This is a genomic window from Bordetella tumbae, assembly GCF_054780995.1.
In genome coordinates this window covers 103,038-120,242 of the sequence record NZ_BAAGVG010000010.1, presented here as the reverse complement: position 1 = coordinate 120,242, position 17,205 = coordinate 103,038, and the positions used below count along the sequence as shown (strand labels likewise).

Below are 17,205 nucleotides of genomic sequence, written 5' to 3'. Positions count from 1 at the left end.
GCAATAGGCAAAACGGCCGGGATAGTGAATATCCCGGCCGTTTTGTTGTGGCCTGCAACAGACGGGGGGCTTTCCCCTATCTGGCGCAGGCTCTTTCAGGTTACGGCACGTGCTGCCCGTCGTGCAGGACGCGTTACTCGACGTAGTTCTTGGTGCTGTACAACTCGATGGGCAGTCGATTGAGAATTGGCAGGTTCGTGTTGGCGTCCTTGGCCTGCATATCGATGTAGGTTTGCAGCACGTCGGCATCCAGCACGCCGATATCCTGACGACGCTCATCGGGGACGTTGGCCAGCGTGGTATAGCCGTCGCCGCCTGTTGCGTTGAAGCTCAAGACAAACAACTTGTAGGTGCGAGTCGCGTCCAGGGACTGCCAGGTGTTCGTGGTGGAATCGAATACTTCCACGTTGGATACACGGCTGCCCTTGGCGGCCAGGCTGTTGACGTCATAACGCAAGCCGCCCGTGTAGGGGTAGGGGCCGGTGGTGCCGCCGTCGCCGTAGACCGCCTCGAGGCCGTCTTCGAGCATGCCGATGACTTCGGTGCCGGTAATGTCCAGGCGCCACAGCATGTTGCCGAATGGCAGGACTTCGATGACGTTGGCGGCGGTCACGTTACCCTCGAGCGGGACGCGCACGCCACCGCCGCTTTGCAGCGAGATGTCGGCACCGCCGTATTCGGCGTTGGCGACTTCGAGATAGGCCTGGGCGACGAGTTGCTGAATATCTCCGCCGCGGACGTTGACGCTGCCTTCGGCGTTGCAGGCAGCGCTGGAACGGCTGTAATCGACCGAGCCAGGGCCGCCGGGGACACGGCGCGAGCAGAGTTCTTGCGGCACGTTGGCGACGACGCTCTGGCTATAGGCGTCGACTTGCTCTTTGAACGGTTGCAGGGTTTGCGTGGCGTTGGCGTCGGGCGCTTGTACGCGCAGGATGCCGCTGGCTTCGATGTCGGCCTGCATGGCGGCTGCGTCTGCAGGGTTGGGCGTCGTGCCGCCGACGGTCAGTGTGTCGCCGATCAGGACGTGAGGCGTGCCGCTGCATGAGGTGACATCACCATTGGCGTCAAAGCTGACTTTCAGTTCGCCGACGACTTGAGCGTATTCCCAGGCTTGTACCAGGCAGACGCGCTTGCCGTCTTTGTCGGTCAGTTCGGTGGGATAGGTACCTGCGGGTGTACCTACGTCGTAGGTTTCCATTGCATCGGGACCTAGCAAGGAATGCGAGTCGCCGCCTACGACGACGTCTACGCCGCTCAGGTTGGGGATGATTTCTTTGTCGTAGCTGTAGCCGATATGGCTCATCACGATGATTTTGTTAACACCTTGGGCACGCAAGGCATCGATCTGTGTTTGGGCGGCTTCGGTTTCGTCGGAAAAGGTGGTGCCGGGATCGGGGCTGGAGGACTGCTGCGTTTTGCCGGCGATGGTCAAACCGATGAGGCCGATGGACTGGCCGCCGCGTTCGAGGGTGATCGAAGGCTGGACCCAGTTGGGAGCGTTGGCTGCATTTAGGGGTGAGTTGGGGCCAAAGCTGACGTTGGCGCTGAGCAGCGGAGTCTGGCAGGTGCCGGCGTGTAAAAACTCGATGAAGCGATGCAGGCCGCTGTCGCCTTTGTCGAATTCGTGGTTGCCGAGCGTCATGGCATCGAAACACACGGTGTTCATCAGGGCGGCGTCGGCTTCGCCGGCCTCGCCTGCGCGGTTGAAGTACAGGGTGCCGGTCATGGCGTCGCCGGCGTGCAGTTTGAGCACGTTGGTGGATGCGGTCGCCAGTTCGTTGATGGCTGCGGTGACGCGCGGGAAGCCGCCGGCGTCGACGGTGGCTTCGGTCTGGGTGCCAGCGGCATTTTTCAGCAGCAGGGTTTTGCTTTTGCTGTCCAGGTTGGAGTGATGGTCGTTGATGTGCAGGATCGTTAGGTCCATCGCCTGGCTGACGGGCGGCGTGGGGGACGAGGTGTCGTCATCGTCATCGTCGTCGCTGTTGCTGCAGGCGGCTAGCAGGGTCAGGCTGCTTAGCAGCAAGACTTGGGTGGTCCTCTTCCAGTTTTTCATCGCGGTGTGTCGGAATGTGTCTTGGTGGAAGGGGAATGATTGGGGAGGGAGGTTACGGGGGGATTAAGGTTGCGTGACGGGGATGTGAAAGTGGGCTTCCCCGGGCCAAAAGGGGGGCTGGTGCGGGGTGTAGTGGTTGTTGCTGTTGTTAGAGAGGAGTTCTTTTGGCGTCGATGCGTGGCAGTGGTCGCGTTGGGGCTTCGCGTGGTCGGTCGGCCGCCTGCGCGTCCGACACCGCTTCGTCAACCTCGTCGCTGCGCTCCTTCGGTTTCCCTCGCTCGACCACGAGGCGCCCCAACGCGGCCACTGCCACGCATCGACTCGCAATGTCTCTGGCTCGGTTTGACGCTGGCACGAGTCGGGTGCTTAGGCTTCGTGGGAGTGGGATTTGCAAGGAGGAAGATCTTGCGGGGTTGTGATCTCTGGGCGCCTACGGGCGCGCCCAGAGATCACGTTTGGGCTCGGGATGCGTGAGGGGGTATGGCTTTTTGGGGGGAATGCTAGGGCGGTGAATGCTAGGTGGTGAGTGCTAGGCGGTGAATGTGAAGCGGTGGGCGTGTGTTAATCGACGAGTGATAAGCGCCACAGCGAAGTGATTTCGGCTGCGCGGGCCGCGTGCAGCGGATCGGTGGGGTCTGATGCGCGGCCGTGGGTGGGGCGGGCGGTCAGGCGGTCTATGATGCGCAGGCCGGCGTTGGTGATCAGTGTGGACAGTTCGTCAGGAGCGCGTAGGCCCAGGTGTTCGGCCAGGTCTGAGAGGATCAGCCAGGCTTCGCCTTTGGGGGCGAGGTGTTTTGAGAGCCCTTGCAGGAATGCGCGCAGCATGCGGCTGTCGGGATCGTAGATTGCGTATTCGACGGGGGCGCTGGGACGTGCGGGCAGCCACGGGGGGTTGCAGATGATCAAGGGGGACTGGCCGTCAGGGAACATGTCGGTTTGCGTCAGGGTCACGTGTGACTGCAAGCCCAGCCGGGTCAGGTTTTCCTGTGCGCAAGCCAGGGCGCGTGGGTCCTGGTCGGTGGCAATGATGTGTTTGACGCCACGTTGTGCGAGGACGGCGGCCAGGACGCCTGTGCCTGTGCCGATGTCATATGCCAGCGATGTATCCGCGGGGAGCGGTGCGCGGGCGACGAGATCGATGTATTCGCCGCGTACGGGCGAAAACACGCCGTAGTGGGGATGAATGCTCGCATTGAGGGCGGGGATAGGAACGCCTTTCTTGCGCCACTCATGGGCGCCGACGATGCCTTGTAGTTCGCGCAGGGACGCCAGATAGGGGCCTGTGGCCGGGCCATAGGCCTCCAGGCAGGCCTGTTGTACATCGGGGGCTCGGCGCAGAGGGATGGTGTGGTCTGCATCGAAAGGCACTAGTACGCTGCCTAGCAGCCGGGCGCGTTGGGATTGCGCTTGGCGATGCTGGTTGAAGGCATCCAGCGGCGTGGCGGCCGGTTTGCGTTTTTTCTTGTCGATACGGCGTGCCAGCGCCTGCAATAACTGCCGCGCATTATGAAAATCACCGCGCCACAGGAGTTGCGTGCCTTCGCAGATCAGGCGATAGGCCGCGTCTGCCGATAACTGATCACCCGCGATTTGAACGCGTGTTGGCACAGGGGCTGCCGATTCGGAGCGCCAAAAGGCTGTCTGGGATTGGCCGGATTCGGTCCAATGGACGAGAGGTAATGCGGACATGGCAAAGGCAAAGGGTGAATGCCTGGCAATGTAGCAGGTTCTCCAATGTAGGGCTCAACTGCCTGTGAGGCCGGTCACTCACGTCAACCACCTATGCCGGTGTCCACAAAAACTCGATCACCACGCCCCGGCCAGGTGGCTCGGGGCGGCGATCTAATCTATCTGGGCACCCGACTGTGTGACGAGTTCAGCCCATTTGGTGATTTCATCTGGAGTGAATGTGCGCAGTTCCTCTGCGGTGAGAGGACGTTGTTCGATTCCCTGATTGCTGAGTTTCGCTGCCACGTCCTGATTGGAAAGTGCGGCTCGGGCGGCTTTTTGCAGGGTCTCGATGACGGGCGTTGGCGTGGCGGCAGGAGCGTAAATCATGAACCAGGCGACCAGGTCGAAATCCTTGCCGGTCTGTTCGGCTATGGTCGGGACGTCGGGTGCAGACGCGCTGCGTGTTGCACCGGAGCTACCCAATGCCCTCAGTTTGCCGGACTTGATGTGCGGCAGGGTCGCGGCGGGGTGATAGAACATGAACTGGGTTTGTCCTGAAATGACGTCGGTGACGGCCATGCCTCCTTCCTTATAGGGCACATGCGTCATTTCGCCACCCAGACGCATTTTCAGCAGTTCGCCGGCGAGGTGGCCCGAGGTGCCGTTGCCGGCCGATCCAAAGCTGATGCCCCCCGGCTTGGCGGCGGCCGTGGCCAGATCGTTGAGCGAGCGCAACGGCGAGTCGGCTTTGACGACCAGCAGGGTGGGCGTTTGGCCGACTAGCCCGATGGGAACGAAGTCTTTGACGGGGTCGTAGCCCAGTTTCTTGTAGAGGGTTTTGTTGATCGCGTGCGTGCCAACGGTGCCCATTACGATGGTGTATCCATCCGCGGGAGCGCGGGCGACTTGTTCGGTGCCGATCGTGCCGCCCGCACCGGCTTTGTTTTCAACAACGATGGTTTTCCCGAGCGACTCTGCCATGGCGTTGGCCATGATGCGTGCCACGGTGTCAGTGGATGTCCCGGGGCCGAAGGGGACAATCATTCTGATCGACTGTGTGGGGTAGTCCTGAGCGTGGGCCGAGGTGGCGAGCAGCGTCAGTAGGCAGGCGCTTGCTGCGATCGCCAGGGTTTTGTGTAGCAGTATGCTGAGAGGGGTATAGCGTGCCATCATGAAATCTCCTCCTGAGTTCTTGTTCTGTGTGCGGGCATGGGTTGCCGCCGCAGGCCACGGTAAACATGCGCCTGGGCGGACAGCGAGCCGCAGGGGCTGCGTGCTGCAGCCGTGTTGGTTATTGGCCTGAGCCAAATCCTGGCGGAACTTCACCGTCGTATTGCAATTCGCGTGTGGCTTGATAGGACAGCGCAAATCCTATGGACGCCTGGAGTTCTTCGGTGAGGTGCGCAATCAAGCCGGCCGTTCTGGCCAGAATGGGTACGCCTTTTAATGCGGCCAAGGGAAAGCCTACGCCCAGCAGCACAGCGGGGATCGCCGCCGAGACGTTGAGCCGGAGATCCTTGCCGATGATGGCTGGAATCTGTTTTTCTATTTCTTCGGCAATGGCGATGTAGTTCAGCTCCGCGCCGTTGATCCGGGCGACTTCGAGCAGCCGTGCGACACGGGGGTCTCGTTCCTTGTGCAGCGGATGGCCGTAACCCGGAATCGCTTTACGTGCTGCGCGGTACGCTTGCAGTTCTGCCTGAACCGCTGCTTCCAGCGTGGCGCCTGCGGCCTGGCGTTCTTGAATCGCAACGAACAACCGTCCTGCATATTCCGATGCTCCGAGAATGACCGAGCCGCATCCCAGGATGCCGGCCGCGACGGCGCCCTGCAACGCATCGGGCGCTGCGGCGAGGGTCATTCGGCTGGCTTGCACGCTGGGCACCAGGCCATGTTCCGCGATGGCAACCAGGGTGGCGTCGAGCACGGCCGTGGCAGTGGCGCTGGGGCGTTGACCCGTGACCAATAGATGAAAGTAATCCGTGAAGGAAATGTGGCCGATGAGATCTTTGCAGAGATCCTTGCCACGTACGACGATGGTGTGTTCGTCAGAGGTGCAGATCGCACTATGAGGGATAGTCGCTTTACCGATTTTCATGATGTGTCTGGAGCGTAGAGGGAATATCGTCAAGAGATGAGGGAGTTGATTCACACGCGAACGGGCGCAAGGCAGAAATCGAACGATGCGCTCCAAAATGGGGTGGCGAGCGTTCGGCCATCATGCGCGGTGCCGGGAGGATGATGTTGGAAATCGACGATCAAACTGTCTCGAACACCGAAGACCACGTCGGAGTCGATGTATGGGCTGTTGGCGACGAATAGGTGGGTGGTGATATCGACATAGCCGGGGGCGGAGAGTTTGAAATGGATATGGCCGGGGCGATTCGGGTGTTGCCCTATTTTGTTGATCATGAGACCCACAGGACCGTCCATGGGAATAGGGTAGTAGTTGGGCCGGATCGACCAGAATGCGTAGCGGCCGTCGTCGCCTGTCGCGAAACGTGCGCGTGCCAGCATGTCGGTTTGGCCCTCGATCTGCATGTCATAGACGCCTTCGCCGTCGCCTGACCAGACATCCAGCACGACACCGGAAAGGGGATTGCCTTGCAGATCCGTGACGCGGCCATGGTAGTAGGCGGGTTCGCCAGCGACACCGGCTGCGATGTCGCTGCCCATTTCCTTGAGTGGGGCGCCGGCCCAGTAGTACGGGCCCTGAACCGTCGCCTCGGTTGCGGCCGTCGCTGCGGCGCAGGCGGGGGCGATGGCCGATGCGCGGGCTTGAGCCGCCATGACGACTTGCATGGACGCGCCCAGTGTGTCGGATAGCAAGATGAACTCCTGCCGTTTATCGGTACAGGTTTGGCCGGTTTGCGTCAGGAATTCAATCGCAGACATCCATTCTTCGGGTGTGAGATCGACTTCGCGGATGAATTCGTGCAGCTTGGTGACGAGAGCCGTCATTAGCGTCTTGAATCGCGCATCCTGCGTGTCTGCCAATCGCGCAATCACCGCTTGCGTCAGGTCCAGACTTTGCTGATCGTTCAACTGTGTTCTCCTTTGGTCGTGTTCCAGGGCTTTACGCTTGTTTCTGCAGATGGGCATTATTCACCCAACGAATGCGCATGGGTTGCAGCACAAAGAACGCCAGCAGCGCTGCCAGAATGTCGAGCCCGGCGATGGAATAGAAGATCAGATCCCAGGATTGCGTTTTCTCGTATAGCAGCGCGGCGAGAGGGCCTCCCAGGATGGAGCCGACCGCGGTGGCGATCAGCAGATAGCCGAAATTCCTGGCGGCATGTGTTGTCCCGAATGCGTCGGCCTGCAGCGAAGGAAACAATGAATAGATTTCACCCCAGCCAAAGAACACGACCGCAGACAGCAAGACGAACGCGACAGGGTTCGATCCGAATTTGAGCAATAGCAGAATGGAGGCTGCTTCCATCAGAAAGGCGATCAGCATGGTTGGCTCGCGGCCGATCCTGTCGGATATCCATCCAAAAAAAGGACGAGTCAGTCCGTTCGCAGCACGATCCAGGGTGAGCGCGAGCGGCAGTGCCGCCATTCCCAACACGAGTGTCTGATCCGATATGCCGAAATGCACCGCGAGTGCGCCAAGTTGAGAGATGGCCATGAGTCCACCCGTGGCGACCAGGGCCATAATGAAAAACATGAGCCAGAATAACGGGGTGCGCAGCATTTCACGCGAGTTGAAATCACGTGTAGACGCCATCCCCGGCTGGGAAGGGAGTTCGGCGCGCGGCGGTGCGCTTGCGCGTTTCATGCCCAAGGACGCGAGCACGATGACGGCCGATAGCATCATGCCGAAAACCACCAAAGTCGTTTGCAGGCCGTGATCACGAATACTGGACGCGATGGGGAATGTGGTGACAATCGCACCGAGCCCATAACAGCCTGCCGCCATGCCGACGGCGAACCCTCTGCGGCGTGGGAACCACTGCACCATGAGCTCGATGACGGCGACATACACCCATCCTGTACCGATACCCGAGAGCACGCCGTAGGTGATATACAGCAGCGGCAGCGAGGTGACATAGGCCGAGCTTATCCAACTGAGCCCTACCAGCAAGCCGCCTGCCGCTGCAAAGGCCCGAGAGGAAAATCGGCTGGCCAATTCGCCATGCAGAGGGCCGATACCGCATTGAAAAATGCTGAACAACGCAAAGGTGACTTGCAGGGCCGACAGCGAAACGTCCAGTGAGCTTTTAAACGGTTGAACAAAAAGCGCCCAGACATACTGGGGGCTGGAGATTGCCATCATGGCAATCATGCCGAGTACCAGTTGAATCCACGGTTGGCTGCTGCGGCTTTGATCGGCTGGCCCTGAGGCAGCGATTGCGGGCGTTGATGAGAGCGTCACGGTTGTCTCCATTCATTATTTTTTCGGGACCTGCCACTCAATGTCGGTTCAGTTTTGCTTTGTCTGCAGTGCGGCCCTGATTTCAGCGCTGTGTTCGCCAAGCAGTGGCGGAGGAACGACGTCCAGAGGCCTTTCGCCATCGAAACTCACTGGCGATCGAACGGTCCTCCAGGCGCCGAGCGTCGGGTGCAATCCCTGAATTTCAAGTTGCAGATGTTTCGCCTGGGGATCCTGCAGCGCCTCGCTGGTGTCGTACATGGGCGCATGCGGAACATCCTCGGCCTCGAGCCGCCTGCACCATTCTTCACGAGTACGCGTCGCGAAAATCGAGCCCAATACATCGATCAGCGTGGCTTGATTGCCAATACGCGCCTCACGCGTGGCGAACCGCTCGTCCTGAAAAATATTCGGACGCTCAATCGCCCGGGCCAGGCCTTGCCAGAACTTTTCAGGCGAGGACATGTGCAGCGCTACCCATTTCCCATCTGCGCATTTCAACGTATAAGACTGCGAAACGCTGGGCCGGCTATACGGGCCCATCACCTCGTCTTCGGCGAAGAAATGCGTGAACGCGTCCAGGTTAAAGTGGCTCATCGCCTCCAGCATCGACACCTCGACAGATCGGCCCGTGCCCGTCCGGCCTCTTTCGACCAGCGCACCCAGAATGCCGTAGGCCGCATAAAAGCCCGTCAAGGCATCTGCAATGGCGGGGCCGACAACGCGAGGGTTTTCGGGATTGATCAACAGATTGAGAAAACCGCTCGCCGCTTGCGCCACCGTGTCATAGGCAGGCCGCCCCGCGGCAGGGCCGGTTTGGCCGAATCCGCTGATCGCACAGTAAATCAATCGTGGATTGATCTCACGCAGCCGTGCTTCGCTAGCGCCAAGGCGGGCCGCTGCACCCGGTCGAAAATTCTGGATGTAGACATCCGCTTCGCGTATCAGCGCATCGAAAACCTCGGCGTCTTCCGCCTGTTTGGTATTGAGCGTAATGCTGCGCTTGTTGCGGTTATAGGTCTGGAAATGCGGGCTGTAGAGTCCTCCCTTGAATGCGCGGAACGGATCACCCGTGTCAGGCTGTTCGACTTTGATGACATCGGCTCCCAGATCGGCGAGCAGCATTCCTGCCGCAGGGCCAGTGATGAACGTACCTTGTTCTACGACGGTGATTCCATCCAATACTTTGGCCATGCGTGTCGTCCTCGAGCGTAAGAAGGAGTGAGAGCTTGAGCAAGGCTAATCGAGCCAAACAAAAGATAGAAATGATTATTTTCTCCAGTTATCATTGATGGCATCGATTGATGGGGCCAGTATGGAATTACGTCATCTCAGATACTTCATTGCGCTGGCGGGGACATTGAACTTCACACGTGCCGCTGAAAGCGTGCACGTCACGCAATCGACGTTGTCTCATCAAATTCGCCAACTGGAAGACGAAATCGGGCAATCGCTCTTTGACAGGATTGGAAAGCGAGTCTTTCTGACTGAGGCGGGCGAGGCATTTCTGGAGTACGCCTCTCGCGCGTTATCCGAAATAGATCAAGGCCTGGGTGAATTAAAAGCGCGTGACGTTTCGATGTCGGGCGTGCTGCGAGTCGGCACCACGCATACGTTTAATCTGGGATTCATCCCCGAGTGCGTCGCTCAATTTCTGTCGCGGCATGCCACCGTGAAAGTCGTGATCGAGGAACTGCCGGCCGACGCCATCGTCGCCAGTCTGGACGCGGGCCAATTGGACATGGGTGTGGCTTATCGTCCCGAATTACGTTCTGGCTTACGTTTTGAGCCCTTATTCAACGAGGAACTTGTCCTCGTCGTGGCTAAGGCACATCCCTGGGCGCGTCGGAAGCGAATTCGTATGATAGAACTGCATCGAGAACCCTTGGTCATGTTGCCGCGCAGCTTTTCCACCCGTCGCATGTTGGACGAATTTTTCAGCGCAGCCGGCGCAGCGCCCAACATCATTGCAGAGATGAACACCGTAAACGCCATGTTCGGATTGATTTCTCGCATGCACGTCGGCGCCATCGTGGCAACCAGCGCCGTAGGCGAAAATAAAGGGCTATGCGCCCTGCCTCTGGAAGGCCCAACCCCCATGAGAACGCCGGGCCTTCTGTTCAAGAATGACCAACCCCCATCCAAGCTCGCAAGAGCCTTCGCAGCCCTGATTCGCAAGACAGCAATGACCTCTACACACAGTTCCAAACGGCCGGCGAAATAATCCTTCACTCTGGCTCGGTCATCACTAAACGCTGTCTCCTTCCCAGATGCATGCGTTGCTCAAACGCTACTGCTGGGCGTGGGATGCATGAGTGCTATTGGACGTCGAAGCGGGGCAGTGACCGTGTTGGCGCTTCACGGAGTCGGTCGGCCGCCTGCGCGTCCGACTACCGCATCGCTCGTCTCGTCCGGCCCCTTCGGGCCTACCTACGACGTCCGCTCGCGCGACTCCGAGGCGCGCCAACACGGTCACTGCCCCGCTTCGACTCACAGCATCTCTGATTCCCTCGTCGCTGGGACGGGTGGTCTACGTAGGCTTCGTAGGCGATGATTTCTGCAAAGATGAAAATCTTGCAGGGCTGCTATTCATTGGCGCCTACGGGCGCGCCAATGAATAGCGTTCGTGATCGGCATGCGAGGGCTTTAGCATCGGAGATAAACAGAAGATCTCTCGAGCGACGATTTCTCATAGGCCATCATATTGTTCGCACCACGATTTCGCGATATTCAAAGATGTGCGACCCATCTCCGCATGCATCAACTCTAGCCAAGCAGATCTTCCAAACTGGCACCACGCCACCCCGCCGCATGCCCGGGCCAATCGCTATTCGCGCGTGTGCAGGGCACGCGCGAATAGCAGCCCTGCAAGATCTTCCTCTTTGCCAACACGGTTGCAGAAAAATGCCAAGCAAAACAGCCGTGCCAGCGATGTGATGAGCTTGAGTTACTGCGAGTCGAGCCGAGGCAATCGGGCCCTGGGGGCGCCTCAAAGCCGAGTGGAGCGGACGTTGAAGGGAGCGCGAAGGCGCGGACGAAACGAGCGAACACGGTGTCCGGCGCCCGCGCGCCGGACCGGCTTTGTGAAGCCCCCACGGCCCGATTGCCTCGGCTCGACGTCCAATAACCACACCAACCTCACCCCATCACCCAGACCACTCACAAAATTTGCAAGACACACCCGAGCAAGCACAACGCCTTCCACCCACCAAAAAACAAAAGGGCATCCAGTCCCCCAGATGCCCAAGACAACCTCCATTCCTACAGCGATATCAAAACAACACCGCCGTCTTCTGTATCGTCGTCCAAATCCCCCAAGCCAACGGAATCCCCACGCAACCCCATGCAAACACCACAAACGCAAATGGCGTCTTGAACGTAGAGATAGACTCCCCGCGAACCTCAGCCGCCACCGCCCGCTCGTGCGCCAACGCTTTCTCCCGTGCCAGTTCCTCGTCACTCATAAAGTATTTAGGATCCACCGGACGAATAGCCAGATTGCACAAGAACCCCAACACCAGCATCCCTGCCAGCACATACATCGTAATGTCATACACCTGCGCGCGCGGCACGCCGATAGACAACTGATACTCGCGGATATAGTTCACCAGCACCGGCCCAAAGATCCCCGCCGCCGACCATGCCGTCAAGATTCGGCCATGAATCGCGCCCACCATCTGCGTACCGAACAGATCCGCCAGATACGCCGGCACCGTCGAAAACCCGCCACCGTACATCGAGATGATGATGCAGAAGGCAATCACAAATAGCGCCAATGCCCCCAAATGCGCCGACCAGGGAATCGACGAGTACAGCACAAAGCCCAGCACCAGGAATACAAAATACGTCAGCTTGCGCCCCAGCTTGTCCGACAGCGTGGCCCAGAAAAAACGTCCGCCGATGTTAAACAGGCTGAGCAACCCCGTGAACCCTGCCGCCGTGGCCGCAATCGTCGCCAGCTGCGTCTTGTCCAACTGTCCATAGAGCAGCTCGGGATGCCCGATCAACGTGCCGCCAAACACCTCCTGCAGCAGCGGCGACGCCATCCCGAGGATGCCAATCCCTGCCGTCACGTTCAGGCACAGCACCAGCCATACCAGCCAGAACTGCGGAATGCCCCAGACACGATTCACATGCACGTGCCCCTTGGTAATCATCACGTTATTGGCGTGCTTGACCGGCTCTTTCCAGCCCTCCGGTTTCCAGCCGCTGGGCGGGATGCGATACCCCAGTGCGCCAGATACCATAAAGACAAAATAGATGATGGCCAACGCCAGGAACGTCTGCGCCACACCCAAGCCCTCTGGCGTGGCGAAGTAGCGCATCAGCATATCCGCCAACGGCGCGCCGATCATGGCGCCGCCGCCAAACCCCATGATGGCCATGCCTGTGGCCATCCCGCGCCGGTCGGGAAACCATTTGATCAGCGTACTGACCGGCGAGATATATCCCAGGCCCAAGCCAATACCGCCAATGACGCCAGATCCCAGCCACATCATCCACATTTGATGCAGATGAATGCCCGCAGCAGAAATGAGCAGGCCGCCGCACCAGCAGACGGCGGCCACGATACCTGCCTTGCGCGGCCCCGCGCGTTCCAGCCAGCCACCCCACAGAGCGGCCGCGCAACCCAGGAGCACGAAGAACAGCGTGAACATCCACCCCATGGTGGAAATGCGCCAATTGCATTGAGTCGTAAACAGCTCGGCAATCAGGCTCATATCGGCCGAGCAGGTCGCGACCGATCCGCCTAGCGATCTGGACAGCGGCAGCCAGAATACCGAGAACCCATAAGCCATCCCGATACATAAGTGGATCGCCAAGGCCGCAGGCGGTACCAGCCAACGATTGAAGCCAGGTCCGGCAATGGTGCGCTCTTTGTCCAGAAAGCCTGGCCGGGCGCCCGGTAAATCCAGTGTGGCGGTGTCGCTCATAGTGTCTCCTCAGGCACGGCGCAAGGGCCGCAATGGGTGCTCGCGCGATATGGCGGCAACCTCTAGGTGGTATTTATTGATATTGGAAATACGAGCAGCGAGGTGAAACATGAAATGAAAATCAGATGAAGCTTCGGGCGAAAACGGATACACGTATCAAACAGATCGGGCCGGGATCAGCCGCACGCGATGTCTCGTGACCGCCTCGACGATCAACGCATGCAGGCGGACATCGTCGGCCTGGCCATCCGTGTGCTCAGCCAAGAAATTCAGCAGCGCAATGCGCATGCGAGGTTCCCAGGATTTTTGAATATGAGTGGCGGCGCCTTCGAGGGCCTCTTCGCGGTCGGGCAGGGCATCGAAATAGTCGCCAATGCGATTGGCCATGCGGATCAAGTTGGCAATATCCATGACGGTTCAGCTCTGGATGCGTTCAGCGTGTGAGTAAATGGTGGCGTCGGCATTGCGCACGAAGCCGAGCAATGCCACGTTAGAGTTTTGTGCCAGGCGGACAGCCAGCGCGGTCGGCGCCGAGACCGCGGCCAGGACGCCTATTCCGGCGGCCGCGCATTTCTGCACCATTTCGAAACTGGCGCGGCTCGACACCAGGGCCAGGCCCTGCCGCAACGGTTCATCGCGACGGGCCAACGCACCAATCAGCTTGTCCAGTGCGTTATGACGTCCAACGTCCTCGCGCACCATGCGTACTTGTCCATAGGTATCGGCCCATGCCGCTGCATGGGTCGCCCCGGTGATATCGTGCAAGGTCTGGTTCGCCCGCATCGCTCGCATCGCCCGCAGGATCGCCGATATCGCGATAGGCGAGGCATCGGGAACGGGCGCGACTTCCCGCAATACCTCCGGCAGGGTTTCGACACCGCACAACCCGCAGCCCGTGCGGCCTGCCATCGCACGCCGGCGTTCTTTCAGGCGGACCTCGCAGGCGCTCGAAATCTCGATCTGCACGACGATGCCGTTGTGTTGCGGGACGATGTCTATGCCTCGCACGTCGGTGGGCCGGTCGATGATGCCCTCCGTCAAGGAAAAGCCCAGCGCAAAGTCTTCCAGATCGGCTGGCGAGGCGAGCATCGTCGCATGGCTGATGCCGTTGTATTCCAATGCGATGGGTGTTTCCTCGGCGACGCGATCGATCTGCGTGACAGGCTCGGCCGTGCCGCCGCGTACGCGCACGACAGCGGCTTGCGCGTACGCGGCGGGGTGCTGGGTAAACGAAGGCTGACGATCCATGAAATCAATACGTATCGAAGAAGACGATCTATTTACTGACGAGGGCGGCTTCGGTTTCACGGGCACGCTCTCGCAGCAGTTTTTGCTGAATGTCGGTAAAGCGTGACCATTGGCGTTGCCATTCAGACGGTTGCGAGACCCGCATCACTTGCACCGCGGTGACCTTGTATTCCGGGCAGTTGGTTGCCCAATCGGAATTGTCTGTGGTCACTACGTTGGCGCCGGACTCGGGAAAATGGAAGGTGGTGTATACCACGCCTGGCTGCACGCGGTCTGTAAGGGTGGCGCGCAGCACGGTTTCGCCCGAACGGCTTTGCACGCCGACCCAATCGCCTTCGGATACGCCGCGGTCTTCGGCGTCCTGAGGGTGCATTTCCAGCACGTCTTCGCTGTGCCAGGCCACGTTGTGCGTGCGGCGGGTCTGGGCGCCCACGTTGTACTGAGACAGAATGCGGCCCGTCGTCAGCAATAGCGGGAATTTGCGTGTGCTGCGCTCATCCGACGGGATGTACTTGGTGATCATGAATTTGCCCTTGCCCCGGACGAACTCATCGATATGCATGATGGGCGTGCCATCGGGCGCAGACTCGTTGCAGGGCCATTGCAGGCTGCCCATTTGATCGAGTTTGGCGTAGGTCACACCCGTGAACGTAGGCGTGAGCCGGGCGATCTCGTCCATGATCTCGCTGGGGTGCGCGTAGTTCATGGGATAGCCTAGCGCATTCGAGAGCGCGACGGTGACCTCCCAGTCGGCCATGCCGTTGCGAGGCTCCATGACTTTGCGCACGCGCGAAATGCGGCGTTCGGCATTGGTGAAGGTGCCGTCTTTTTCCAGGAACGATGAACCGGGCAGAAAGACGTGCGCGTATTTGGCCGTCTCGTTCAGGAACAGGTCCTGGACCACGATGCATTCCATGGCCGCCAGCGAGGCAGCCACGTGCTGTGTGTTGGGGTCGGATTGCACGATGTCTTCGCCCTGGCAGTACAAACCCTTGAAACTGCCGCCCAACGCGGCCTCGAACATATTGGGAATGCGCAGGCCCGGCTCGGGTTGCAGGGTGACGCCCCAGTCGGCCTCGAATTGCGCACGTGCCGCGTTATCGGAGACGTGACGGTAACCCGGCAGCTCATGCGGGAACGAGCCCATGTCGCACGAGCCTTGCACGTTGTTCTGGCCGCGCATCGGGTTCACGCCCACGCCTTCGCGGCCGATGTTGGCCGTGGCCATGGCCAGGTTGGCGATGGCCATGACGGCGGTCGAGCCTTGGCTGTGTTCCGTGACGCCCAGGCCGTAGTAGATCGATCCATTGCCGCCGGTGGCGTAGAGCCGGGCGGCACCGCGCACATCGGCCGCAGGCACGCCTGTGATATCGGCGGTGGCCTCCGGTGAATTTTCGGGGCGCGCGACAAAATCGCGCCATTCGTTAAAGGCTTTGGCTTCGCAGCGTTGCGCTACGAAGTCCTCGGCCACCAGGTTTTCCGTGACGATGACATGAGCCAGCGCGGTCAACAAGGCAACGTTGGTGCCGGGACGCACGGGCAGGTGATAGTCGGCCTGGATATGCGGCGAGTTCACCAGCTCGATGCGGCGAGGGTCGATGACGATCAAGCGCGCGCCCTGGCGCAGGCGGCGTTTCAGCCGCGAGGCAAAGACCGGATGCGCGCTGCTGGGATTCGAGCCCATCAGGACAACCACATCGGTATGCATGACCGAATCAAATGTCTGCGTGCCCGCGGATTCGCCCAGGGTTTGCTTCAGGCCATAGCCGGTCGGCGAATGGCAGACGCGGGCGCAGGTGTCGACGTTGTTGGTGCCAAAGGCCGCACGAACGAGTTTTTGTACGAGCCAGGTTTCCTCGTTGGTGCAGCGCGAGGATGTGATGCCGCCGATGGAGTCGCGGCCGTACGTGGACTGCAGGCGGCGGAATTCCGACGCGGTGTAGGCGATGGCTTCTTCCCATGAGACTTCACGCCAGGGATCCGTGATGTTCTTTCGGATCATGGGGTTGAGCACGCGTTCCTTGTGCGTGGTGTAGCCCCAGGCGAAGCGGCCCTTGACGCAGGCGTGGCCGCGATTGGCCTGGCCGTCTTTCCAGGGCACCATGCGCACGACTTCCTGGCCTTTCATTTCGGCCTTGAAGCCGCAGCCGACACCGCAATAGGCGCAGGTCGTGATGACCGAGTGTTCGGCCTGGCCCATCATGATGACGGATTTTTCTTGCAGGGTAGACGTGGGGCATGCCTGGACACAGGCGCCGCAGGAAACGCAATCGCTTTCCAGGAAGGACTGGTTCTGGCCGGCGGTCACGCGCGAGGCAAAGCCTTTGCCGGAGATCGTCAATGCGAATGTGCCCTGGGTTTCCTCACAGGCGCGCACGCAGCGGTTGCAGACAATGCATTTGGACGGATCGTAGGAAAAGTACGGATTGGACGCGTCGGTTTGGTCTTTCAGATGATTGGCGCCCTCGTAGCCGTAACGCACCGCGCGCAATCCCACGACGCCCGCCATGTCCTGCAGTTCGCAGTCGCCGTTGGCGGGGCAGGTCAAACAGTCGAGCGGGTGGTCGGAGATATAAAGCTCCATGACGCCGCGCCGCAGATCATGCAGTTTGGGCGTTTCGGTGGTGACCACCATGCCGTCCTCGACTGGCGTGGTGCATGAGGCGGGATAGCCGCGCCGACCCTCGATCTGCACCAGGCACAAACGGCACGAGCCAAAGGGCTCCAGGCTGTCGGTGGCGCAGAGTTTCGGAATGTTGATTCCCGCCTCGGCCGCGGCACGCATGACGGAGGTGCCTTCGGGAACGGAGATTTCCTGGCCGTCGATGGTGAGGGTGACGAGGCGGGCATCCGTTTGTGTGCCTCGGGCGGGCGTGCCCAGATCGCGGTCGCGTTTGATAACGGTTTCGAGCATGGCGGGTCTC

12 protein-coding genes are annotated in these 17,205 nt (G+C 60.1%); 1 reads left to right on the top strand and 11 read right to left on the bottom strand.

The window, feature by feature from the left end:
• Positions 1–133: 133 nt before the first annotated feature.
• The 7 genes from ACYVI2_RS07810 to ACYVI2_RS07780 all read right to left on the bottom strand — a co-directional run bounded on the left by ACYVI2_RS07810 (position 134) and on the right by ACYVI2_RS07780 (position 9,293).
• Positions 134–2,053: a bifunctional metallophosphatase/5'-nucleotidase gene (locus ACYVI2_RS07810; RefSeq protein ID WP_415819877.1), complete on the bottom strand. Its 1,920-nt coding sequence runs from the start codon at positions 2,051–2,053 to the stop codon at positions 134–136.
• 561 nt (positions 2,054–2,614) lie between these two features.
• Positions 2,615–3,742 (bottom strand): methyltransferase, encoded by a 1,128-nt coding sequence (locus ACYVI2_RS07805; protein ID WP_415822555.1) that lies wholly within the window; start codon positions 3,740–3,742, stop codon positions 2,615–2,617.
• Positions 3,743–3,895: 153 nt separating this feature from the next.
• Complete coding sequence (locus ACYVI2_RS07800) at positions 3,896–4,897, bottom strand: Bug family tripartite tricarboxylate transporter substrate binding protein (RefSeq protein ID WP_415822556.1); 1,002 nt, start codon at positions 4,895–4,897, stop codon at positions 3,896–3,898.
• A 118-nt stretch (positions 4,898–5,015) separates the two neighbouring features.
• Positions 5,016–5,822, bottom strand: a complete 807-nt coding sequence (locus ACYVI2_RS07795; RefSeq protein WP_415822557.1) for a citryl-CoA lyase — start codon at positions 5,820–5,822, stop codon at positions 5,016–5,018.
• A gap of 50 nt (positions 5,823–5,872) precedes the next feature.
• Positions 5,873–6,769 (bottom strand): dioxygenase family protein, encoded by an 897-nt coding sequence (locus ACYVI2_RS07790; protein WP_415822558.1) that lies wholly within the window; start codon positions 6,767–6,769, stop codon positions 5,873–5,875.
• A gap of 31 nt (positions 6,770–6,800) precedes the next feature.
• Positions 6,801–8,102, bottom strand: coding sequence for an oxalate/formate MFS antiporter (gene oxlT / locus ACYVI2_RS07785; RefSeq protein ID WP_415822560.1), 1,302 nt, complete (start codon positions 8,100–8,102; stop codon positions 6,801–6,803).
• A gap of 48 nt (positions 8,103–8,150) precedes the next feature.
• Positions 8,151–9,293, bottom strand: coding sequence for a CaiB/BaiF CoA transferase family protein (locus ACYVI2_RS07780; RefSeq protein ID WP_415822562.1), 1,143 nt, complete (start codon positions 9,291–9,293; stop codon positions 8,151–8,153).
• Positions 9,294–9,414: 121 nt separating this feature from the next.
• Here ACYVI2_RS07780 and ACYVI2_RS07775 point away from each other — a divergent pair, with 121 nt between their 5' ends.
• A complete protein-coding gene (locus ACYVI2_RS07775) occupies positions 9,415–10,323 on the top strand; it encodes a LysR substrate-binding domain-containing protein (protein WP_415822563.1) in 909 nt (302 codons plus the stop codon).
• A 1,048-nt stretch (positions 10,324–11,371) separates the two neighbouring features.
• Here the strand turns inward: ACYVI2_RS07775 and ACYVI2_RS07770 are convergent.
• The 4 genes from ACYVI2_RS07770 to fdhF all read right to left on the bottom strand — a co-directional run bounded on the left by ACYVI2_RS07770 (position 11,372) and on the right by fdhF (position 17,195).
• A complete protein-coding gene (locus ACYVI2_RS07770; protein WP_415821313.1) occupies positions 11,372–13,033 on the bottom strand; it encodes an OFA family MFS transporter in 1,662 nt (553 codons plus the stop codon).
• A gap of 156 nt (positions 13,034–13,189) precedes the next feature.
• Positions 13,190–13,444, bottom strand: coding sequence for a formate dehydrogenase subunit delta (locus tag ACYVI2_RS07765; protein WP_415821312.1), 255 nt, complete (start codon positions 13,442–13,444; stop codon positions 13,190–13,192).
• Between the two features lie 6 nt (positions 13,445–13,450).
• A complete protein-coding gene (gene fdhD / locus ACYVI2_RS07760; protein ID WP_415821311.1) occupies positions 13,451–14,281 on the bottom strand; it encodes a formate dehydrogenase accessory sulfurtransferase FdhD in 831 nt (276 codons plus the stop codon).
• A gap of 28 nt (positions 14,282–14,309) precedes the next feature.
• On the bottom strand, positions 14,310–17,195 hold the full coding sequence (gene fdhF / locus ACYVI2_RS07755) for a formate dehydrogenase subunit alpha (RefSeq protein WP_415821310.1): 2,886 nt from the start codon (positions 17,193–17,195) through the stop codon (positions 14,310–14,312).
• Between the last annotated feature and the right edge of the window lie 10 nt (positions 17,196–17,205).